This window comes from Stenotrophomonas sp. 28608_Sma (assembly GCF_056486185.1).
Genome location: NZ_CM151308.1, coordinates 3,167,691 through 3,185,698, shown reverse-complemented (window position 1 = coordinate 3,185,698; position 18,008 = coordinate 3,167,691). Strand labels below are relative to the sequence as shown.

Annotated in this window: 17 protein-coding genes; 11 read left to right on the top strand and 6 right to left on the bottom strand. The window is 65.8% G+C overall.

Translation table 11 applies throughout. The features are described from left to right. The first annotated feature begins 157 nt into the window (after window positions 1-157). Entirely contained in the window at window positions 158-2,620 is a 2,463-nt protein-coding gene (locus ACZLHH_RS15165; protein ID WP_180845288.1) for a S9 family peptidase, read from the top strand. 190 nt (window positions 2,621-2,810) lie between these two features. Continuing rightward, complete coding sequence (locus ACZLHH_RS15160) at window positions 2,811-3,131, top strand: hypothetical protein (protein ID WP_006376283.1); 321 nt, start codon at window positions 2,811-2,813, stop codon at window positions 3,129-3,131. Window positions 3,132-3,141: 10 nt separating this feature from the next. On the opposite strand, the gene ACZLHH_RS15155 is transcribed toward ACZLHH_RS15160, so the two are convergent. Further along, on the bottom strand, window positions 3,142-4,125 hold the full coding sequence (locus ACZLHH_RS15155) for a hypothetical protein (RefSeq protein WP_049400168.1): 984 nt from the start codon (window positions 4,123-4,125) through the stop codon (window positions 3,142-3,144). Window positions 4,126-4,263: 138 nt separating this feature from the next. Between ACZLHH_RS15155 and ACZLHH_RS15150 the strand changes: the two genes are divergently transcribed. Beyond that, entirely contained in the window at window positions 4,264-5,229 is a 966-nt protein-coding gene (locus ACZLHH_RS15150) for a DUF2268 domain-containing putative Zn-dependent protease (protein ID WP_180845287.1), read from the top strand. A gap of 49 nt (window positions 5,230-5,278) precedes the next feature. Continuing rightward, window positions 5,279-6,067 carry an SGNH/GDSL hydrolase family protein gene (locus tag ACZLHH_RS15145; protein ID WP_197573185.1) on the top strand — a complete coding sequence of 263 codons (789 nt, stop codon included), beginning with the start codon at window positions 5,279-5,281 and terminating at the stop codon, window positions 6,065-6,067. Here the strand turns inward: ACZLHH_RS15145 and ACZLHH_RS15140 are convergent. Beyond that, on the bottom strand, window positions 6,042-6,926 hold the full coding sequence (locus ACZLHH_RS15140; protein ID WP_180845285.1) for a LysR family transcriptional regulator: 885 nt from the start codon (window positions 6,924-6,926) through the stop codon (window positions 6,042-6,044). The genes ACZLHH_RS15145 and ACZLHH_RS15140 overlap by 26 nt on opposite strands. A 105-nt stretch (window positions 6,927-7,031) precedes the next feature. Here ACZLHH_RS15140 and ACZLHH_RS15135 point away from each other — a divergent pair, with 105 nt between their 5' ends. Then, window positions 7,032-8,165 carry an agmatine deiminase family protein gene (locus ACZLHH_RS15135; RefSeq protein WP_180845284.1) on the top strand — a complete coding sequence of 378 codons (1,134 nt, stop codon included), beginning with the start codon at window positions 7,032-7,034 and terminating at the stop codon, window positions 8,163-8,165. Window positions 8,166-8,171: 6 nt separating this feature from the next. On the opposite strand, the gene ACZLHH_RS15130 is transcribed toward ACZLHH_RS15135, so the two are convergent. After that, window positions 8,172-8,717, bottom strand: a complete 546-nt coding sequence (locus ACZLHH_RS15130) for a thioesterase family protein (RefSeq protein WP_032127705.1) — start codon at window positions 8,715-8,717, stop codon at window positions 8,172-8,174. Window positions 8,718-8,786: 69 nt separating this feature from the next. Between ACZLHH_RS15130 and ACZLHH_RS15125 the strand changes: the two genes are divergently transcribed. From ACZLHH_RS15125 to ACZLHH_RS15100, 6 genes are all read left to right on the top strand, one after another. Continuing rightward, window positions 8,787-9,362, top strand: a complete 576-nt coding sequence (locus tag ACZLHH_RS15125; RefSeq protein ID WP_180845283.1) for a TetR/AcrR family transcriptional regulator — start codon at window positions 8,787-8,789, stop codon at window positions 9,360-9,362. A gap of 52 nt (window positions 9,363-9,414) precedes the next feature. Continuing rightward, window positions 9,415-9,798 (top strand): nuclear transport factor 2 family protein, encoded by a 384-nt coding sequence (locus ACZLHH_RS15120; RefSeq protein WP_032127707.1) that lies wholly within the window; start codon window positions 9,415-9,417, stop codon window positions 9,796-9,798. A 153-nt stretch (window positions 9,799-9,951) separates the two neighbouring features. After that, window positions 9,952-10,731 carry a hypothetical protein gene (locus tag ACZLHH_RS15115; RefSeq protein WP_071227489.1) on the top strand — a complete coding sequence of 260 codons (780 nt, stop codon included), beginning with the start codon at window positions 9,952-9,954 and terminating at the stop codon, window positions 10,729-10,731. Window positions 10,732-10,783: 52 nt separating this feature from the next. After that, window positions 10,784-11,629 (top strand): energy transducer TonB, encoded by an 846-nt coding sequence (locus ACZLHH_RS15110; protein ID WP_071227490.1) that lies wholly within the window; start codon window positions 10,784-10,786, stop codon window positions 11,627-11,629. Next, window positions 11,629-12,501: a hypothetical protein gene (locus tag ACZLHH_RS15105; RefSeq protein ID WP_180845282.1), complete on the top strand. Its 873-nt coding sequence runs from the start codon at window positions 11,629-11,631 to the stop codon at window positions 12,499-12,501. The genes ACZLHH_RS15110 and ACZLHH_RS15105 overlap by 1 nt, the downstream gene beginning before the upstream one ends. Window positions 12,502-12,514: 13 nt before the next feature. After that, the gene (locus ACZLHH_RS15100) at window positions 12,515-13,033 is read left to right on the top strand and encodes a hypothetical protein (RefSeq protein ID WP_164080426.1); all 519 of its coding nucleotides are present in this window, start codon (window positions 12,515-12,517) and stop codon (window positions 13,031-13,033) included. Window positions 13,034-13,079: 46 nt separating this feature from the next. Here the strand turns inward: ACZLHH_RS15100 and ACZLHH_RS15095 are convergent, their stop codons facing one another. The 3 genes from ACZLHH_RS15095 to ACZLHH_RS15085 form a co-directional block, all read right to left on the bottom strand. After that, on the bottom strand, window positions 13,080-15,188 hold the full coding sequence (locus tag ACZLHH_RS15095; protein WP_180845281.1) for a TonB-dependent receptor family protein: 2,109 nt from the start codon (window positions 15,186-15,188) through the stop codon (window positions 13,080-13,082). 120 nt (window positions 15,189-15,308) lie between these two features. Next, window positions 15,309-16,271: an IS110 family transposase gene (locus tag ACZLHH_RS15090; protein ID WP_132808894.1), complete on the bottom strand. Its 963-nt coding sequence runs from the start codon at window positions 16,269-16,271 to the stop codon at window positions 15,309-15,311. 274 nt (window positions 16,272-16,545) lie between these two features. Next, window positions 16,546-17,982, bottom strand: coding sequence for a serine hydrolase domain-containing protein (locus ACZLHH_RS15085; protein WP_180845355.1), 1,437 nt, complete (start codon window positions 17,980-17,982; stop codon window positions 16,546-16,548). Window positions 17,983-18,008 lie beyond the last annotated feature (26 nt).

Sequence of the window (18,008 nt, the reverse complement as noted above, 5' to 3'; positions counted from 1 at the left end):
TGCCTGGCAGGTGCCGGCAGCTCCCCGGCACCTGCCGGAGCTGCACTTTGCCCCATCCGGCCACTAGCCCTTCCGGCCCATTCACGACAACCCCTGCGGTGCTAGATTCGGGGCCATGCCCGATTCCGGGTACCCATTCACACCCCAGGGGATAAGGATGCTCATCCGTCGAACCTCTCTGGCAGCGGCGGTTGCCGTTGCCACCGTCGGCCTGCTGGCCGCTGGCCCGGCGCTTGCCGATTACGCGAAGCCGCCGGAACACCTGCTCAAGGTGTTGAAGGCACCGCCGCCGCCGGCGCCGAACGTGGCCCCGGGCGGCCAGCGCCTGCTGCTGACCACCGCGCAGACCTATCCGTCGATCAGCCGCGTCGCCCAGCCGTACCTGAAGCTGGCCGGCGTTCGGCTGGAGCCGAAGAACCGCAGTCGGCATGACACCCCCGGCGGCTACGGTATTCCGGCCTGCGTGGCCGACTTCACCCTGGTCGATATCGGCAGCAGCAAGGAGACCAAGGTCAACCTGCCGCAGGGCTGCGCCACCGGCGCGCTGTGGTCGGCCGATGGCAGCCATTTCGCCTTCCAGAATGCGGTCGATACCAGCGTGCAGCTGTGGGTTGGCGATGCGGCCACCGGGCAGGTGAAGCAGGTGCCGAATGTGCAGCTGAACCCGATCTTCGGCTACACCGTGCAGTGGCTGGGCGGCAGCCAGAACCTGCTGGTGAAACTGGTACCGGTTAACCAGGGCCCGGCACGTTCCAACGGCGGCGTACCGACCGGCCCGGATGCACAGGAGTCGCTGGGCAGCAGTGGCGAGAGCAGCACCTACGAGGCCCGCGACACGCTGACCAGCGTGCATGACGAGAAGCTGTTCGCTTATTACGGTGCCTCGCAGCTGGCCGTGGTCGATACCGCCGCCAACAGCGTGCGTCCGGTCGGGCAGCCGGCGCTGTTCAACGAAGTCAGCGCCGCACCCGATGGCGTGCACGTGCTGACCGAATCGATCAAGGCGCCATACTCGCATGCGGTGACCTACCAGCGCTTCGCCAACGACGTGGCCGTGCTGGACATCGCCAGCGGCAAATCCACGCCGATTGCCAGCCTGCCGCTGGCCGACCGCGTACCGGTGCATGGCGTGCCGGAAGGCCCGCGTGGCTTCGACTGGCGTGCCACCGATCCGGCCACCCTGGTCTATGCCGAGGCACTGGACAAGGGCGACTGGAAGGTCAACGTGCCGCACCGCGACCGCGTGCTGATGCTGAAGGCCCCGTTCAACGGCAAGCCGACCGAAATCACCCGTACCGCGCAGCGATTTGAGGGCTTCGCGTGGACCGCCGATCCGGCCGTGGCGTTCCAGTACGAGAACGACGAGAACCGTCACTGGATGCAGACCCGCATCGTCGATGTGGACCAGCCGAAGAAGGAAGGCCGCCTGCTGTGGGACATGTCCAGCGACGAGCTGTACGCCAACCCCGGCAACCTGGTCTTTACCCGCTTGCCGAATGGCGCGCAGGTGGTGCGCCGTGAGGGCAACCATGTGTTCCTCAGCGGCCGTGGCGCGTCGCCGCAGGGCGACCGTCCGTTCCTGGACCGCCTGGACCTGGGCACCCTGAAGAGCGAGCGCCTGTTCCGCAGCAGTGCCGACGCCTACGAACAGTTCCTCGGTTTCAGCAGCACGCCGGGGCGCTACCTGACCTGGCACCAGTCGGTGATCGATCCGCCGAATGCCTTCATCCGCCAGCAGGGTGAGGCAGTGGCTGATGCGAAGACCGGCGAGGCGCAGTTCGCGTCCACCGCGACCGCGCTGACCAAGCTGGTCGACCCGACCCCGGAAGTGCGCCAGATCAAGAAGCAGCTGGTGACCTACAAGCGTGCCGATGGCGTGGACCTGTCGTTCACCCTGTACACGCCGCCGGGCTACAAGGAAGGCCAGCGCGTGCCGGCGATCCTGTATGCGTACCCGGCCGACTTCGCCAATGCCGCGCAGGCCGGCCAGGTGTCCGGTTCGCAGCAGACCTTCACCCGTCTGCAGCCGTACCGCCTGATGCTGCTGGCCGGCTACGCGATCATCGACAACGCCTCGTTCCCGATCGTGGGTGACCCGAAGAACGCCTACGACACTTATCTGGAGCAGCTGGAAGCCGACGCCAAGGCGGCGGTGGACAAGGCCGTGGACATGGGCGTGGTCGACCGCAACCGCATCGGCGTGACCGGTCACAGCCACGGTGGCCTGATGACCGCCAACCTGATCGCGCATACCAAGCTGTTCAAGGCCGGCGTGGCGACCAGCGGTTCGTACAACAAGACCTTTACCCCGTTCGGCTTCCAGAACGAACGTCGCTCGGTATGGCAGGCGCAGGACGTGTACCTGAAGGCCTCGCCGTTCTTCTATGCCGACAAGATCAAGCTGCCGCTGCTGCTGGTGCACGGTGAGGACGATGCCAACCCGGGCACCGAACCGTTCCAGTCGCGCAAGCTGTACCAGGCCATTCGTGGCAACGGCGGTACCACCCGCCTAGTGATGCTGCCGAACGAACCGCACTGGTACACCGCGCTGGAGTCCAACGAGCAGCTGGTGTCGGAGATGCTGAACTGGTTCGACACCTACGTGAAGAACGCCAAGTGAAGGAACAGGAAGGCCACCTCTGGGTGGCCTTCCTGCATCCTGCTGTAGCGCCGAGCCCACGCTCGGCTGTAACCAGCCGCACGTGCTCTGCAATCAACTGTGGAGACTCGGTAACGACGTGTTACCGGCACATTCGCATGCCACGCAAATGGTCTAGGCTGAACCTGATCGCTCGTTCCAGGTCGGTGCAATGAAAGCCATTCTCCTTGCTGCAACGTTGTCGTTGGCCCTGGTTTCAACGGCATATGCTCAGTCGTTTCCTGCTGAGCTGACGCAATTGGGCATCGTCGCCGGCATGCCCTATGCCAAGGCCAAGCGCCTGCTGGACGCCGCAGGCTGGCAGGCGAAGCCTGCGCAGGGCGCGCCGGAGTCGCTGGAGGGCTTTCCGGAAGTCGGATGCCAGAAGGACGGAAAGCAGTGTGCGACGACCTTCGAAAAGGACGGTCAACAGATCGCGGTGCGGCTGGGCACTACCCTGGCAGGGCAGCCGTTCGTGCAGAGCGCTGACTGAGCACCCGCCCTCACGCCAGCGGTAGGCGGTCCTGCGCGTGGGAAAACCCGTCATGCAGGTCGCGCACGTGCTCGGCCTTGGCATGCACCCGGGTGGTATCACCGAAACTGCGTAGATAAGCGCAGGCTGCGAAGCCGGCGCTCTTCTTTTCGTACTCGGCAATCCAGGCCAATCGATCCGGATTGTTGGCCTGTTCGGATGACCACGCGGCCACTGGCGGGCGGATGCGGTACTTCAGGCCGACGCGCCACGGCTTCGGTGTCAGTCGCGCACGGAAGCAATGCTGCAGCCGGCACATGCGCGCGTACAGGGTATCGGTGCCCAGTGCCTTGAAGAATGCCTGCAGCTGCTCGTCCTCCGGGGAGAACGTGGCATGCATCGCCAGTACGCGCAGTCCCGCAGGCGTCCGGTAGGCGCGTAGATGCCAGTGGGGGTGTTGTTCGCTGAAGGCTTCCACGCGTCGCAGCGCCAACCCCTCGGCGCCCCCGGCGGCGGCCAGCCGCTGCCTGCGGCGCATCAGCAATGCCGCATTGACCAGAACCACCGCCGCCACGCCCAGCACCAGTCCCACCAGCCAATGCCACAGCAGCGTGCCGGTGACGGCGCCGGCAAGCAGCACGACCGCCGCAACGATGGCCGGCATCACGCAGCCGGCTGGCGGCTGCGCATGGTCGATGTCGGCGAACAGTACGTCCGGGCTGTTGAGGCACAGTGCGCCATAGCTGTTGCGGGTGATGACGACGTCGCCGTCGCGCTGCACGATCTGCTCGCGGATCGGCACGCCTTCCACGCCGTAGTTGCTGCGCACTTCGCGACGCGGCAGCACCTGTCCGGCTAGGATGGCATTGAGGGCTTCATTGGCGCGGCGGTCCGCGTGCACCTGCGCCTCGGCAGGGCCTTCGTCGGACCAGCCGAAGCGGCGCACCACCACCGGCCGGCCACGGAAACGGGCCTGCAGGCGGGCTTCGGCCCAGTAGGCGGGAACGATCATCATCGCGGGGTGCTCTATCTTCCGTGGCAGGTGCCAACGCGAGTCTGGCACAGCGCCGGGGTGCCCGCATCTGCTTGCTGCGGCGGCCGGGCCGGAGTGATAGATTGCGCGCTTCGCATGCACCCCACCAAGGACGGAGCGATGTCCATGATCCTGCGCGGCCTGTTGGCCCTGGCCTGTGCCGGGGTGGTTGGCATGGCCACGGCGGCGGCACCGGCCGGGCCGCAGATTGTCACTGACGATGTCAGCCGCTTCTACGCGCTGTACGACAACGCAGGTGGCAAACCCAGCGTTGCGCAGTTGCGTGGCTACATGGCCGAGGGTTCGGCGGGCCTGGCCGAGCTGGCCAAGGCGCGCCGGGTCACCCCCGAGCGCATTGCCGAGTCCATCGCCAGCCAGCCGGAGCTGTATGTGCAGGGGCGAAGCTGTCTGGCCGAACTGCCGGCGGTGAAACAACGTCTGACGCAGGTGTTTTCCAACCTGCAGGCCATCTATCCGCAGGCTGCGTTTCCGCCGGTGACCATCGCCGTCGGCCGTGGTCGTCCGGTAGGGTTGACCTCGAAAAGCGGCGTGATCATCGGCCTAGAAGCGCTGTGCGCAGCCGATTTCATGAATCCCAATGTGCAGGACCGCTTCGTGCATGTGATCGCGCACGAGTACGTGCACATCCAGCAGACCGGCCTGACCGACTTCGAGCCGGGCGACCCGCATGCGACGGTGCTGCGTGTTTCGTTGGGCGAGGGCATTGCTGAGTTCATCGCCGAACTGATTTCCGGCAACGTCGGCAACGGGCGCCATGCGGCCTGGACCCGTGGTCGGGAAGTGCATATCGAAAGCGCATTCGCGCTGGATCTGGACAGCAACGATCTGTCGCCGTGGCTGTACAACTACAAGCCCGGTTCGCAGGAGCCCTATGACCTCGGGTACTGGGTGGGATACCGCATTGCCAAGGCCTATTACCTGCAGGCCAAGAACAAGCGTGACGCGGTGCGTGCGCTGATCCAGCAGGACAACCCGAAGGCGATCCTGGCCGCCAGCGGCTGGACGCCGGGTATGTGGATGCCGGCGAAAGTCACGGGTGTGGCGGCGCGTACGGCTGCACGCTGAGCACAGGGTGGGGCGTTAGACTGCTGAAGATGATTTCAGGAGTACCCGCATGCGTGGACCTGTTGAGCTTGCCACTGCCACTGTCGTGGCGTTGGGCCTCGCGTTGGCTTCTCCGCTGGGCGCCGTTGAGGCCGTCGCAGTCAACCCGCTGCTGCAGACGCCCATCGACCAGTTGCGCCCCGACGAGGTTCGTTTCATGCAGCAGCGCCTGGCCGATTTTCCGGAGCTGCAGCGCTATCGTGATGCCAACGCGCAACTGCCTGAGGCCGTGCCGGGCCAGCCGCGCGTGGTGTTCTTCGGCGACTCGATCACCGAAGGCTGGGGTGCGGAAGGCAGCGCTGGATTCTTCCCCGGCAAGGGCTGGCTCAACCGTGGCATCAGTGGCCAGACCACGGCGCAGATGCTGGTGCGCTTCCCGCAGGACGTGCTGGCACTGAAGCCACAGGTGGTGGTGATCCTGGCCGGCACCAACGACATTGCCGGCAACACCGGCCCGTCCACGCAGGCGATGATCGAGGACAACCTGCACGCGATGGTGGACCTGGCGCGTGCACATGGCATCGCCGTGGTGCTGGCATCGGTGCTGCCGGTCAGCGATTACCCGTGGCTGCCGGGAACAGCGCCAGCGCCGAAGGTGCGTGCATTGAACACGGCATTGAAGCGCTATGCCGATGCGCAGCAGCTGGTCTATCTGGACTACTACACGCCGATGGCCAATGCGATCGGCGGACTGGACCCGCAGTTGGCGGAGGACGGCGTGCATCCTACGGCGAAGGGCTATGCGGTGATGGCGCCGTTGGCCGAGGCGGCGGTCAAGCGCGCGCTGCAGCAGAAGTAGCTCCGCCGAGCAGGCTTGCCAACAACCACTCGCAGAAACTGATCACCAGCGGATCGGCTGCACTCTCCTCATGTACCAGCCAACTCCAGCGTGGGCCGCGCACGCGTGCATCATCCAATGGTTGCAGCAGGCCTTGTTCGCAGGCTCGGGCTGCCAGCAGCTCGCTGACCAAGGCGATACCCAGCCCTTGGCACGCGGCATCCAGCAACTGCCCGGGCTCGGAGAAATTCATTCCCTCGCGACGCTGGCCGACATCGGCGCCACCCTGTACCTGCCATTGGCTCCAGTCCATCTCGCGCTCGCCATGCAGGGTGAGGCGTTCGTGCGCCGGTGTGGCGAGCAGGGCCGGATGGCAGGCTGGATAGAGACGATCCCGCAGCAGCACGCGATGCTGGCACTGCGCCTGTGAGTCGAGGTCATCACGTACCGCCACGTCCAGCGTCTGCGTGGTCATGTCCGGCGCTTCCTCGCTGGTCAGCAGCCACAGATCGGCGTCGGGATGCAGCCGGTGAAAGCTGGCCAGGCGTGGCACCAGCCAATGCCGAGCAAAGGCCGGGCTGGCGTTGACGATCAGTTGATTGGGCTTGCGGTACTGATCGAGCCGGCGGATGCCGCTGGCCAGCTGCCGCAGCAGCGCCTGCGTTGTTTCCAGCAGGTCGATGCCGGCATCGGTGAGGGTGACGCTGCGGCCCTGCCGGAAGAACAACGGCTGCTGCAGCGACGCTTCCAGACCCCGGATCTGCTGGCTGATGGCCGACTGGGTCAGGTGCAGTTCCTCCGCCGCACGGTGGAAACTGCCCAGCCGGGCCGCAGCCTCGAAACCCCGTAGTGCGTTCAGTGGTGGCCAGTGCTTGAGCATTTCAGATAAGTAAAACTGTTCAATTGATGGCTGAATCTATCGTTTGTTCTTATGTGTCGGCAAGCGCAGCATAGCGCCCATCCCACACCGGCCATGGAGCCTGTCATGAGCAACCGTCGTCACTTCCTCACCCAGCTGGCGGGCGCCGCCGGCCTTGGCGGCCTGGCTGCTCTGGGCCTGGCCGGGCTGCCGGGTCGCGTGGCTGCAGCAGGGCCAGGTGCGGGGACTTGGCGCATGCCGGACGAGCACGGCCCACAGGAACGCGTGTTCCTTGCCTTCGCCGCGCAGCCGCGGGTGTGGGGCGCGCAAGCCGATGCGGTGAACACCGCCGTGGCGCGGTTGGCCAGTACCATCGCGCGCCACCAGCCGGTCAGCGTGCTGTGCCGCCCGGCGCAGTTGAAGCAGGCGCAGGATCGCTGTGGCCGCGACAACATCGAGTACCTCGAGGTGCCGCTGGATGACATCTGGGTGCGCGACTATGGTGGGTGCTTCGTCACCGATGGCCAGGGCGGGCTGGGCCTGGTCGACTTCAACTTCAATGGCTGGGGCGGCAAGCAGAGCGCGCGCAACGATGGCGCGGTGGCGCCGTGGCTGGCGCAGGTGACCGGCGCGACGCTGCTGGAAAGCGATCTGGTGGGCGAGGGCGGTGGCATCGAAGTCGATGGCCATGGCACGGCCATCCTCACCGAAAGCTGCTGGGTCAACCGCAACCGCAATCCGGACTGGTCGCGCGCGGATATCGAGGCCGAGCTGAAGCATCACCTGGGCCTGCGCAAGGTGATCTGGCTGCCCGGCATCGCCGGCAAGGACATCACCGATGCGCACGTGGACTTCTATGCGCGCTTCGTACGCCCGGGCGTGGTGATCGCCAATCTGGACAACGATCCGGAGTCCTACGATTACGACCTGACCCGCGAGCATCTGCGGATCCTGCGCGGGGCCACCGATGCCGATGGCCGTCGCCTGCAGGTGCATACGCTGCCGCCGCCGCAGGACGGGCGCGACAACGTGCATACGCGCGACAACGACGATCTGGCGATGGGCTACATCAACTACCTGCCGATCAACGGCGCAGTGGTCGTGCCGCAGTTCGGAGACGACGAAGCCGATGGATTCTGCCGCGAACTACTGGAAGACATGTATCCCGGCCGCGTGATCGAGCAGGTGGATATCGATGCCATCGCCGGTGGCGGTGGCGGCATCCATTGCGTGACCAAGAACATGCCGAAGGTGGGCTGACGCGTCTCAGGCGTCGTCCTGTTTCAACGCCGCATCGGCAGCCAGCAGCGCCTCGGCGGCCGCACTGAGCGGCGGCGACGGCGGGGCGACCACGCCGATCGCTTCCATCATCTTCGGCATGCCCAGGAACTGCCGCGCGCGACGGTCGTAGATGCCGGTGACCAGCAGTGCACGGGTGGCGATCTTCTGCTCGGTACCGATCAGCACGCGCTGCTCCATGATGCCGCGCGAACCGACCCAGCCGACCAGTCGCGTTTCCAGGGTGAAGCGCTGGAATGGCTTGAGTTCGCGGCGGAACTGGATGGTGCCGGCGCCGACGATCGGTGCCCACTTCTCGCGCAGCGCCACCCGGCCCAGGCCCATGCGCAGGATCAGGTCCAGCCGGCCCAGATCGAAGATGTTCCAGTAGCGGCCGTTGGTCATGTGCAGGTTGCTGTCCAGGTCGTTGGGCAGTACCCGGAACTGCAGCCGCGAGACCCCGAACGGCGCCTCCAGCTTCGGCCGGAACAGGCTGCACAGCAGCAGGTGGAGCAGGCGGAACCAGAGATTCATGGTTATGACGACTGTTATAGAATCGCCGATACGCTAATTTATGACGACTGTCCTGGCAAGGAGCCTGCCGTGAGCCCGCGCCCCTCTGATGCGCCACAACGCGTGATTGATGCTGCGGCACAGATGCTGGCGCGCGTGGGTCTCAATGCCACCAGCATCCGTGAGGTGACCAAGCTGGCCGAGGCACCGCTGGGCTCCACCTATCACCACTTTCCGGGCGGCAAGCAGGAGCTGTTGGCGCGTGCCACCCACATGGCCGGCGACAAGGTCGAAGCGTTGCTGGTGGAGCTGCTGAAGGGCGGGGCGGTGCAGGGCCTACAGCAGTTCCTGACGATGTGGCGCGAGCGCCTGCTGCGCACGGATTTCCGCGCCGGCTGCCCGGTGTTGGCCGCTGCGGTGGAGGAGCCGGTTGACGCGGTGCACAGCCAGCCGCGCGCGGCAGCTGCAGAGGTATTCGCGCGCTGGCAGGGCCATATGGCCGCAGCGTTCGTCGCCGACGGACACGATCCGGCCGCCGCAGGTGGGCTGGCCAGTCTGGTGATTGCCAGCGTGGAAGGTGCGGTGGCGATGTGCCGCGCACTGCAGGACATCGCCCCGTTCGACCAGGTGGCCGCGCAGTTGTTGAAAGCCGCCGCGCGACCTTGATCCGGCGGCACGGTCGCGGGAGACTCGGCGCAGGCCCTGACTGGACGCCGCCATGGACGAATCGCACTGCCGCCACCTGATCGAGCACTACCTGCAGGCCTACAACCGCTTCGACATCGACGCCATGCTGGCGGTGCTGGCGCATAACGTGCGATTCGAGAACCACAGCGGCAGCCAGCTGACGATGGTCACCGAAGGCATCGATGCGTTCGGCGAACTGGCACGGCAATCGGCGCCGTTGTTCCGCGAGCGCGAGCAGCGGTTGCTCGAGTTGACCTTCGAGGATGGCATGGCGCTGGCCAGCATCGGCTGGCGTGGCGTGTTCGCGCAGGACATTCCCGATGGTCCCAGTGCGGGCACGGAACTGGCCCTGCAGGGACGCAGCGAGTTCGCTTTTGAGGACGGTCGCATCGTGCGGATCATCGACCGCAGCTGAGGATCGATGGCACAGGTCCGCCGTCTGGACAGCGGACCTGCCCGCGGTAGAATCCGCCCACCACCGCTTACGCGTGCCCGGCAAGGATGTCCGCATGCAGTATCAGGTTTTCGAGCTTCCACGCTGCACGATCTGCGGCATCCAGCGGCGCCGATGAAACGCACCCGTTTCTTTACACGCAGCCCATTGAAGCTGCCGGCTAATCGCGGCAGTGAAGTCGTGCGCGCGCGGCAGCATCTGCAGCAGCTCGGCTGGCCGCGCCTGCAGATGGCGCTGATCGTGGCCCTGACCGGTGCGGCCGGTTTCCTCGCCTCGCACCTGCTGCGTCTGGCCGGTATCGACGCGATGCTGCTGCGCTACCCGATGGCCGTGCTGCTGGCCTATGGCGTATTCCTGCTGCTGATGTGGATCTGGATCCGCTGGCGCTGGGACAACGTGCTGGATGGCCTGTCGCCGGATGTGGGCAGTGGCAGCCCATCGCCTCGCGGAAGTGCCGTGGAACCACCGTGGAGCGGCGTCGGTGGCCGTTCTGGAGGTGGCGGCGCGTCAGCTTCGTGGAATGAGTCGGCGCGGGTCAACGGCGACGATGCCGGTGAGCTGCCATTGACCGGCCTGGCCGAAGACGAAGCGGGCCTGCCGTTGCTCGCGATCCTCGGCCTCGTCGCGCTGCTGGCGACCGTTCTGCTGGCCAGCGTGTGGGTGGTGTGGTCGGCGCCAGTGCTGATGGCCGAGCTGCTGGTGGACGCGGCCATTGCCGGAGGCCTGTACCGGCGCATGCAGGGCATGCGGGAGCAGGGATGGTGGCGCGTATGCGTGACGCACACGATCTGGCCGCTGCTCGGCCTGCTGCTGTTCTTTGCTGTGCTGGGTTGGCTTGCGCAGGCGCTGGCTCCAGGAGCGACCCACCTGCTGCAGGTCATTCAAGCAGTGTAGCGCCACGTTCCCGGCCGATATCCCAACCTGCTTCATTTCTTCGAGGAGCTTCATGCGACAGCGCATTGCACGGAAGCGCATCCTGACGACAGCGGTCGTCCTGTTCGTGGCTGCTGGCGCAGCGCTGATGGCCAGCGTGCGCCCGCAGTGGCGGCAGGATGTCAGCCCGCCTCCGATCAATCTGGGAACGGCACGGATGCAGGCCGAGGTGATGGCAGAGCTCATCGACCTGCGACCGACACCGCCAGGAAAGCCGCCAGTACCACCGATTCCAATGAAGGCAGTCTCCTCCCCGATGCTGACTGGCAACAGTGCGTTCGCGACCGCGGAGGTGCCACTGGCAGATGTCGCGCCAGCACACTTCGAGCCGCGCGGCTGGGAACCCGACATGCCATTTGCAGTGATGGAATGGACTGCGCCTTCCTGCGGTGAAGGAGACCCCGTCCCGGTCTGCCAGGTTCGTCACAGCGTCGTCGAGTGGCGCGATGATGACAGTGCGGCGTCCTTTCAACTTCAGCAGCATCTGGAGGCGATGCTGCAGGTTGCGAACCGCCGGGCTGTACGCGTACCCGACCTCGCGTTTGAGCTTGCGCATGTGCGAGCGCAACGGATGACGTGGGACGAGCTTCAGCAACGGCGCGCACGCGGCGTCGAGGGATGCACGGGTGGCCCGGGCAATCCGGATCTGGGCGTTGTCTATCTGCAGCGTCCTGTGTTCAGCCTGGACGGGAACTGGGCAATGGCATCGATCGCCTCGGATCTGTGCAGTGGAGGAACGGCGATGCGCGCCCTCTACCTTCTGCACCGCAGCAAGGGCGGATGGGAGCGTGTTCGAGTGGATCCTGTCCGCTATATGAGCTTTGGCCACGGCCTGTGGCCCGCGTTGCCGGAGTCGTGATGACAGATACCTCGTTCAAGCCGGACCGTGACTGCCAACAACGGATCGTCTGGCGACGCATTGCGTCGTTGGCGGCGGCGCTGTCGGCTTTGGCTCTCATGGCCGGAGTCTGCAGCCTGCGCCCGAGGTGGCAGCAGGCGATCGGTCCGCCATTGGTCAACCTGGGAACGGCGCAGATGCAGGCGGAGGCGATGGCGCTGGCGATCCGGCAGAGGCCGCCTTTCTCCCCTCCACCTCCGCCAGAGCCGCAGCCAACACCAGTTCTGCCATCGCCGCTGAGCGAGGTGCCCACCGCACCGCAGACGCCGTCCACGCGCGTCGATCGATGGCGCCCGCAGGAGCAGCCACAGTTGACCGACCCGGTGGGGGAGGACATCTACGTGATGGAGCAGACCTTGCCCTATTGCTGGCCGGGCAGCAGTGCCTCCACCTGCCAGGAGGTGGATGATCTGGTCCTGCCGCTGGACGATTGGTGGCCGCAGGACATCCATGCGCTGCGGTTGCAGCTGCAGGCGGACCTGGTTCCCGCCAATCGCCGTTCCACGCCAGTGCCTGCGGCCGCATTGGCCGGTGTGCAGCGGATGGACAGCGCGGGGCTTCGAGCGCTGCGGGAGCAGGGGTGCGGGGCAACGGTGCATGGGCCGACTCGGACATACGACCACGTCGTCTATCTGACCCGGCCCGTTTTCAGCGTCGATGGGGAGTGGGCTATGATCGCGGTCGCCTGGGATTCGTGTTCCGACGATTTCGTCTACCGGGAGCTTGTCGTACTGCATCGGGAACAAGGACGCTGGATGGCCGAACCCCCGGAACGGGGTCTGGGCGGCGTATGGGACGGCCGCGTACTGCGGCCCTGGACGTACAACCACTGACGAGGAAGAGCGCATGGATGTCGCTGCACGCAGGAACAGGATGTTGTTTCGTTGGATCATGGTGACGCTGCTGGCTGTGTTGTTGCCGTTTGCAGCACTGGCACAGCCTGCAGCCGGGCAGGCCGATGGCGCCGAAGCCGCTACTGCCGCGGAAGAGGCGCAATGCCGCACCTGCACTTATGAGCGTATTGGGCCCAAGGTCGATATCGGCCTGGTGGCCCTGATTTCGCTGCTGGTGGTGGGCCTGCTGGTGGCGGTATCCCGCGAATGGGGCACCACCTCGCAACGATGGACCTGCCGCACGCTGGCCCTGTTGCTGGTGGGTTTCGGTGTGGCGTTGCTGTGGTGGGCTGGCAGCATCGTCTACCTGGGCTACAACCCGTGGCAGGAAATGGCTGCCCCCGTCGATGGCTCGCTCACATCGACACTGCTCACTACCTCACCGAAGTGGCTGGCGGCGATGGTGCTGATCGGCTTCGCGCCTTCCATCTGGAAACGCAGCGAGCGCCTGCCGGCGTGGCGCATCAGCTGACATTGAAACGGCGGCGCTGGATCACACCCGGCGCCGCCTGCGGTCATCAGTCAAAGCGCAAACGCACACCAGCGTAGATGCCACGGCCTTCGCCCGGCGTCGAGCGGGCGACATCCTTGCCGGCATCGTTGTAGCCTGGCGTGACCGTGGCGGCGTAGTGGCGGTTGCCGATGTTGCGCATCTCCGCCCAGGCCTGCCAGCGACCGCCGGGTGCGTCGTAGCCGATGCGGCTGCCGAAGATCACATGGCTGTCGGCCCAGTAGCTGTTGGCGTAGTCGACGGCGATGCGCGAGGCGTATTCGGTATTGAGCGCAGCGTACAGGCCAGACGCGTGATCGAAGCGCAGCTCGGCCTGGTAGGCGTGGCGCGGCAGGCCTGGCAGGCGGTTGCTGCCGAAACGCGCATCGTGGCGATAGCGGAGGTCGCTGAAGGTGTACGCCTGACGCAGCGACACGCGGCCCGGTGCAGCCTGCCACAGGGTGCTGTCCAATCCGGCTTCGATGCCGCGGTGCACGGTGGGGCTGGCGTTGTTCTCTGCGATGAACAGGTTCGGCACCGGTTGCAGTTCGACGCTCAGCAGTTCGTGGTTTACGTGCGCGTAGTAGCCGGTCAGTTCCCAGCGACCCAGCGCCGCGTCACCGCGCGCGCCCAGTTCCAGCGTGGTGGCGGTCTGGTTCTGCATCGGCACCGGCGTGCGCTGGCGGCCGGTGGACGGGCCATTGCCCGGCCTGAAGTACTGGTTCGAGCCCCAGATCATCGACCACGGGTGCGGTGCTTCCACCGAGCGGCTTAGGTTGCCGAACCACTGGGTCTGGGCGCTGTGCTGCCAGGTGAAGCCCAGTCGTGGCGCATAGTCCCAGTCGTGGTCGCGCAGGCGGCCGCCGCTGCTCGGCCAGGTCACCTGTACATTCCGACGGGTGTTGATCAGTGCCAGCCCGGTCTGCATGCGCAGGCGGTCATTGAAGGTGAGGGTATTGCCAACGTGCAGCGTGCTGTCGGTGCCGTGGTGGCGGAAGTCACGCGTGCGCGTGCCGGTGGCATAGCCGTTGCTGGCAAAACGCAGCGACTCGCGCACATCGGCGTCCAGATCGTGGGTGACGCGCAGGCCGACCGTGGTTTCGCTGTCCAGGCCGAACAGCCGGTGGCGGTGGCGGTAGTCCAACGTGGCGTTGAGGTTGGCGTAGTCCAGCTGCTGGCGGTACAGGCTCTCGTTCAAGTCCATCGGGTACGTGTGATAGACCAGTCCCGCCTGCAGCGAGGAATCCTCATCGATCTGCAGCGTGGTGACGTTGCCCACCCACGTGCTGCCGGGCTGCGGGCGACGTGCATCGATGGCCAGGTTGGCTGGGTTCGCCGCGTGCGGGTCATTGCGGATCTGATCGCGGGTCAGGCGACCGGGTGTTTCGTGATTGGTTTCGCGGTAGCGCACGAAGAAGCGTGTCTGCAGGTCGGGCGTGATCTGCCAGCCGATGTTGGCCATCGCGCCCTTGCCGTCGCCGCGCGCATGGCGCTGATAGCCATCGAACTCGGTATCGGTGTAGGCCAGGAAGTAATCGACATCGCCACTGACGCCGCCCCAGCTGATGCCGCGCTTCTGGTAGCCACGGCTGCCGGCTTCGTAGTGCAGCTGCACGCCCGCCGAATCACGGCCGCTGCGGCTGATGTAGTCGATGGCACCGCCCAGTGCCAGCGCGCCACGCTCGAAACCGTTGGCGCCGCGCAGTACTTCCACGCGGGACAGCCACAGCGGTTCCAGCAGCTCGTAGGGCGTGCCGCCCGGGCCGGTCAGTGGCAGGCCGTCGATCGACACCGCAATACCCGAGGCATGCGCGCCCGGGCCCCGGTTGATGCCTGAGCCACGGATCGAAATCTTGGTGCCTTCGTTGCCCGGCGACTGCGCGCTGATGCCCGGCTGGTAGGCCAGCACATCGGCACTGCTGGACAGCCGGCTGTCCGCCTTGGCCACGTCGATGACGTTGCTGGCGCCGGGTACGCGCTTCAGCGCCTCGCGCGCCTGGGCGCTGGCATCGGCGGCGGTGACCTGCACCGCATCCAGCGTGGTGGCCTGCGGGGCCGCAGCGGCGGTGGAGGAGAGGCCAAGAGAAACGGCCAGGAACAACAGCGACGGGGCGGGGCGGTACGACGAGAGCGACATGCGGGAATGCTGTAAACCACGAAAGTGGCGCGCAAGTTAACAGGTCGGCGACGTCACGTCACCCATCGGCGGCGTATGGCCGCCCGCGCTCCTTGTAGAGTCGAGATCCTATGTTCGTGGTCAAGCCTGCTGGAAGCAGGCTTGACCCACCTTCAGCATGGCCGGATCGAAGTCCCGGCCGCTTTTGAAGACACCCCAGGCGATCCTGGCCAGCTTTCTGGCCAGGATGTTGAAGACGGCGGTGCTGGGGTGACCGCGTTTTGACAGCTCGTCGTAGAGCGGTTGCCCCCGACGACACCGCTTGAGCCCCATGGCGGCCATGTAGAGCATCTGGCGCAGCACTGGCGCGCCCTGTTTGGACAGCCGACGCCGTCCCGTTCTGCCGCCAGACTCGTTGGGCCGGGGATCCAGGCCCGTGCAGGCGATCCACGCGTTGGCGTTGGCCAACGGCCAGCGCGTCATGTAGTAAATCAGGTGAGCGGCGACGGCGGGGCCGATACCAGGGATGGTCAACAGGCGCTTGTAGAGCGTGCCATGCTCTCCATCGCGACCCAAGCGCTGCAGTTCGCTTTCCAGCTCGGACAGCGTCCCAGCCAGAGCGCAGAACAGATCTGACAGCTCCCCGGGGGCACTTTTGCTTACCCCGAAGGATTGCTCCAGGCGCGCGCGTGTCTTTACCAGCGTCTGCCGCTTGCGCAGCAAATCGTGCATCTGTTGCTGCTCGTCGGTACGCGGTACGTATTCACGCAGGCGATCGTTCTCCTTCTTCACGTACCGGGCGATCGCTTCGGCGTCCATGGCGTCCGTCTTGCCACGCGAGCCCGTCGCCCGGCCGTAGTGCTTGATCAGACGTGGATTGATCACATAGACAACGTGGCCTGCCTGGCCAGCCATCCGAGCCAACAACTCGTAGTACCGCCCCGTCGCCTCCATGCCAATCCGGCATCGCTGGGGCAAGGTGTTGAGCCACTGGGCTATGCCGGCCCGGGTGTTGGCGATCCTGTCGCCGGCCTTGCGGTCGGCCACTGCCGGTACGAACTCCTTGGAGTCCACGTCCACGCCAATATCGAGAGAATCAGACATTTGTACGGCTCCCAGCTATCTTTAAGGGGCTGGGGTGGTACCGCACCGACGTTAGCTTGCCTACATCGACGATCCCCTTTGGGGGCCGTACGATCCTTTATCGACGTTCGTGTGCGGGATGGGGATCGCTCGACTCGTCTGTCGGCTAGTATCCGCAGATGCATGCTTGACGGTCCCTCCACCCTGGCTCCTACATACCGCGTAGGAGCCGGGAGGAACATACAAGCTTGCTCGACTGTCTTTCGCTTTCTGTAGAGTCGAGCCTTGCTCGACTCTACAGAGCCGGCTTCGCCAGCCCCTTGGCCTTGGCATACAGCCGATCGGCCGCTTCCTTCTCACCCAGCGCCGCATGGCATTCCGCCAGGCTGTCCCACGCATTTGCCGAATCCGGATACAGCTCGGTGTTGAGAGCAAATACCTTTACTGCCTTGCGTGCCCCGAGGCTCTCGCGGATCGCGTAACCATCGGCATTGATCGCGCGTTCCAGTTCACTGGCAGCAACCTTGTTGCTGTCGCGCAGCCAGCGATGCACAGCTTCGGCCGCGCCAGCGCTGTCATCCAGCGCATACGCGATCAGTCGCTCGGACAACACCGCATGCGGAAACTCCTCGGGTGCGGCCACCGCCATCGTGCTCTCGACCAGCGTGCTCGACCAGACATTGCGGGCGCTGCCGTTGGTCAGGTACACGAACACCCAGTAGCCGTTGGCCAGCGTGCCCTTGTAGGCCAGCCGCGCACGTACACGGGTGCCGCCATCGTGGCCGACCTGGGTGTAGCCGTCGCTGCGAGTGGTGTCCCAACCGGTGGAGAAGAAATTGCTGCCGCCGCCGGCCAGTTTCTGCGGCTGCCAGAGTTTTTCCAGGGTCGCCGTGCGCAGCAGCTTGCCGGTCGCCAGCGCCTGCAGGAAACGGTTCATGTCGCCCACGGTGGTCTGCAGGTCGGCGTGTCCCCAACCGTAGTTCGGCCAGGGGGCTTCATTGGCCGGCTGCAATGCGCCGTCTTTGCCGATGTACGGCACCGCCGCGCGCTGCGCCGGCACGCTGGTGATGCCCCACGAGGTACTGGTCATCTTCAATGGCAGCAGGATGCGTTCGCGCGCGATGGCCGGGTAGGGCTTGCGGTAATGCGCTTCCAGCAAGGCGGTCAGCACCAGGTAGTTGGCCTGGGTGTACTGCACGCGGCTGCCGGTGACAAACTGCATCGGTGTCGCGCCGGCCACCTTCAGCGCTGCTGCAAGGTCCGGCGCCACTCCGGTGTAGCCCTTGCTCACCCAGCGGTTGTCCACCCGGTCGTAATACTCGCCGATACCCGAGCTGTGGTTGAGGAAATCGCGTACGTGAATGGTCTGCCATGCTGATGGCAGGTCCGGCACATAGCGACTGGCCGGCGCATCCAGATCCACCTTGCCCTGATCCACCAGTTGCATCACCAGCGTGCTGGTCAGCAGCTTGGCCATCGACTGCGCGGCGAAGATGGTATCGACGGTGGCCGGTGCATGCGTGGCCGGGTCGCGCTCGCCGCTGGCGCCCTGGTAGAGCACTTGGCCATTGTGTGCGACCAGTACCGCCTGGCCGGCGATGCCGTAGCGCTCGCGGTTGCTCTGCAGTTGGGCGTCGAGCCGGGAAGAGAGGCCGGTAGGGACGTCACGCGCCGAGGCGGGCAGGGCGATGGCCAGGGCACAGAGCAATGCGGCAGCAAGGGTGCGGTACATCGCGGTGATCCGTCAGCGGTGATGGC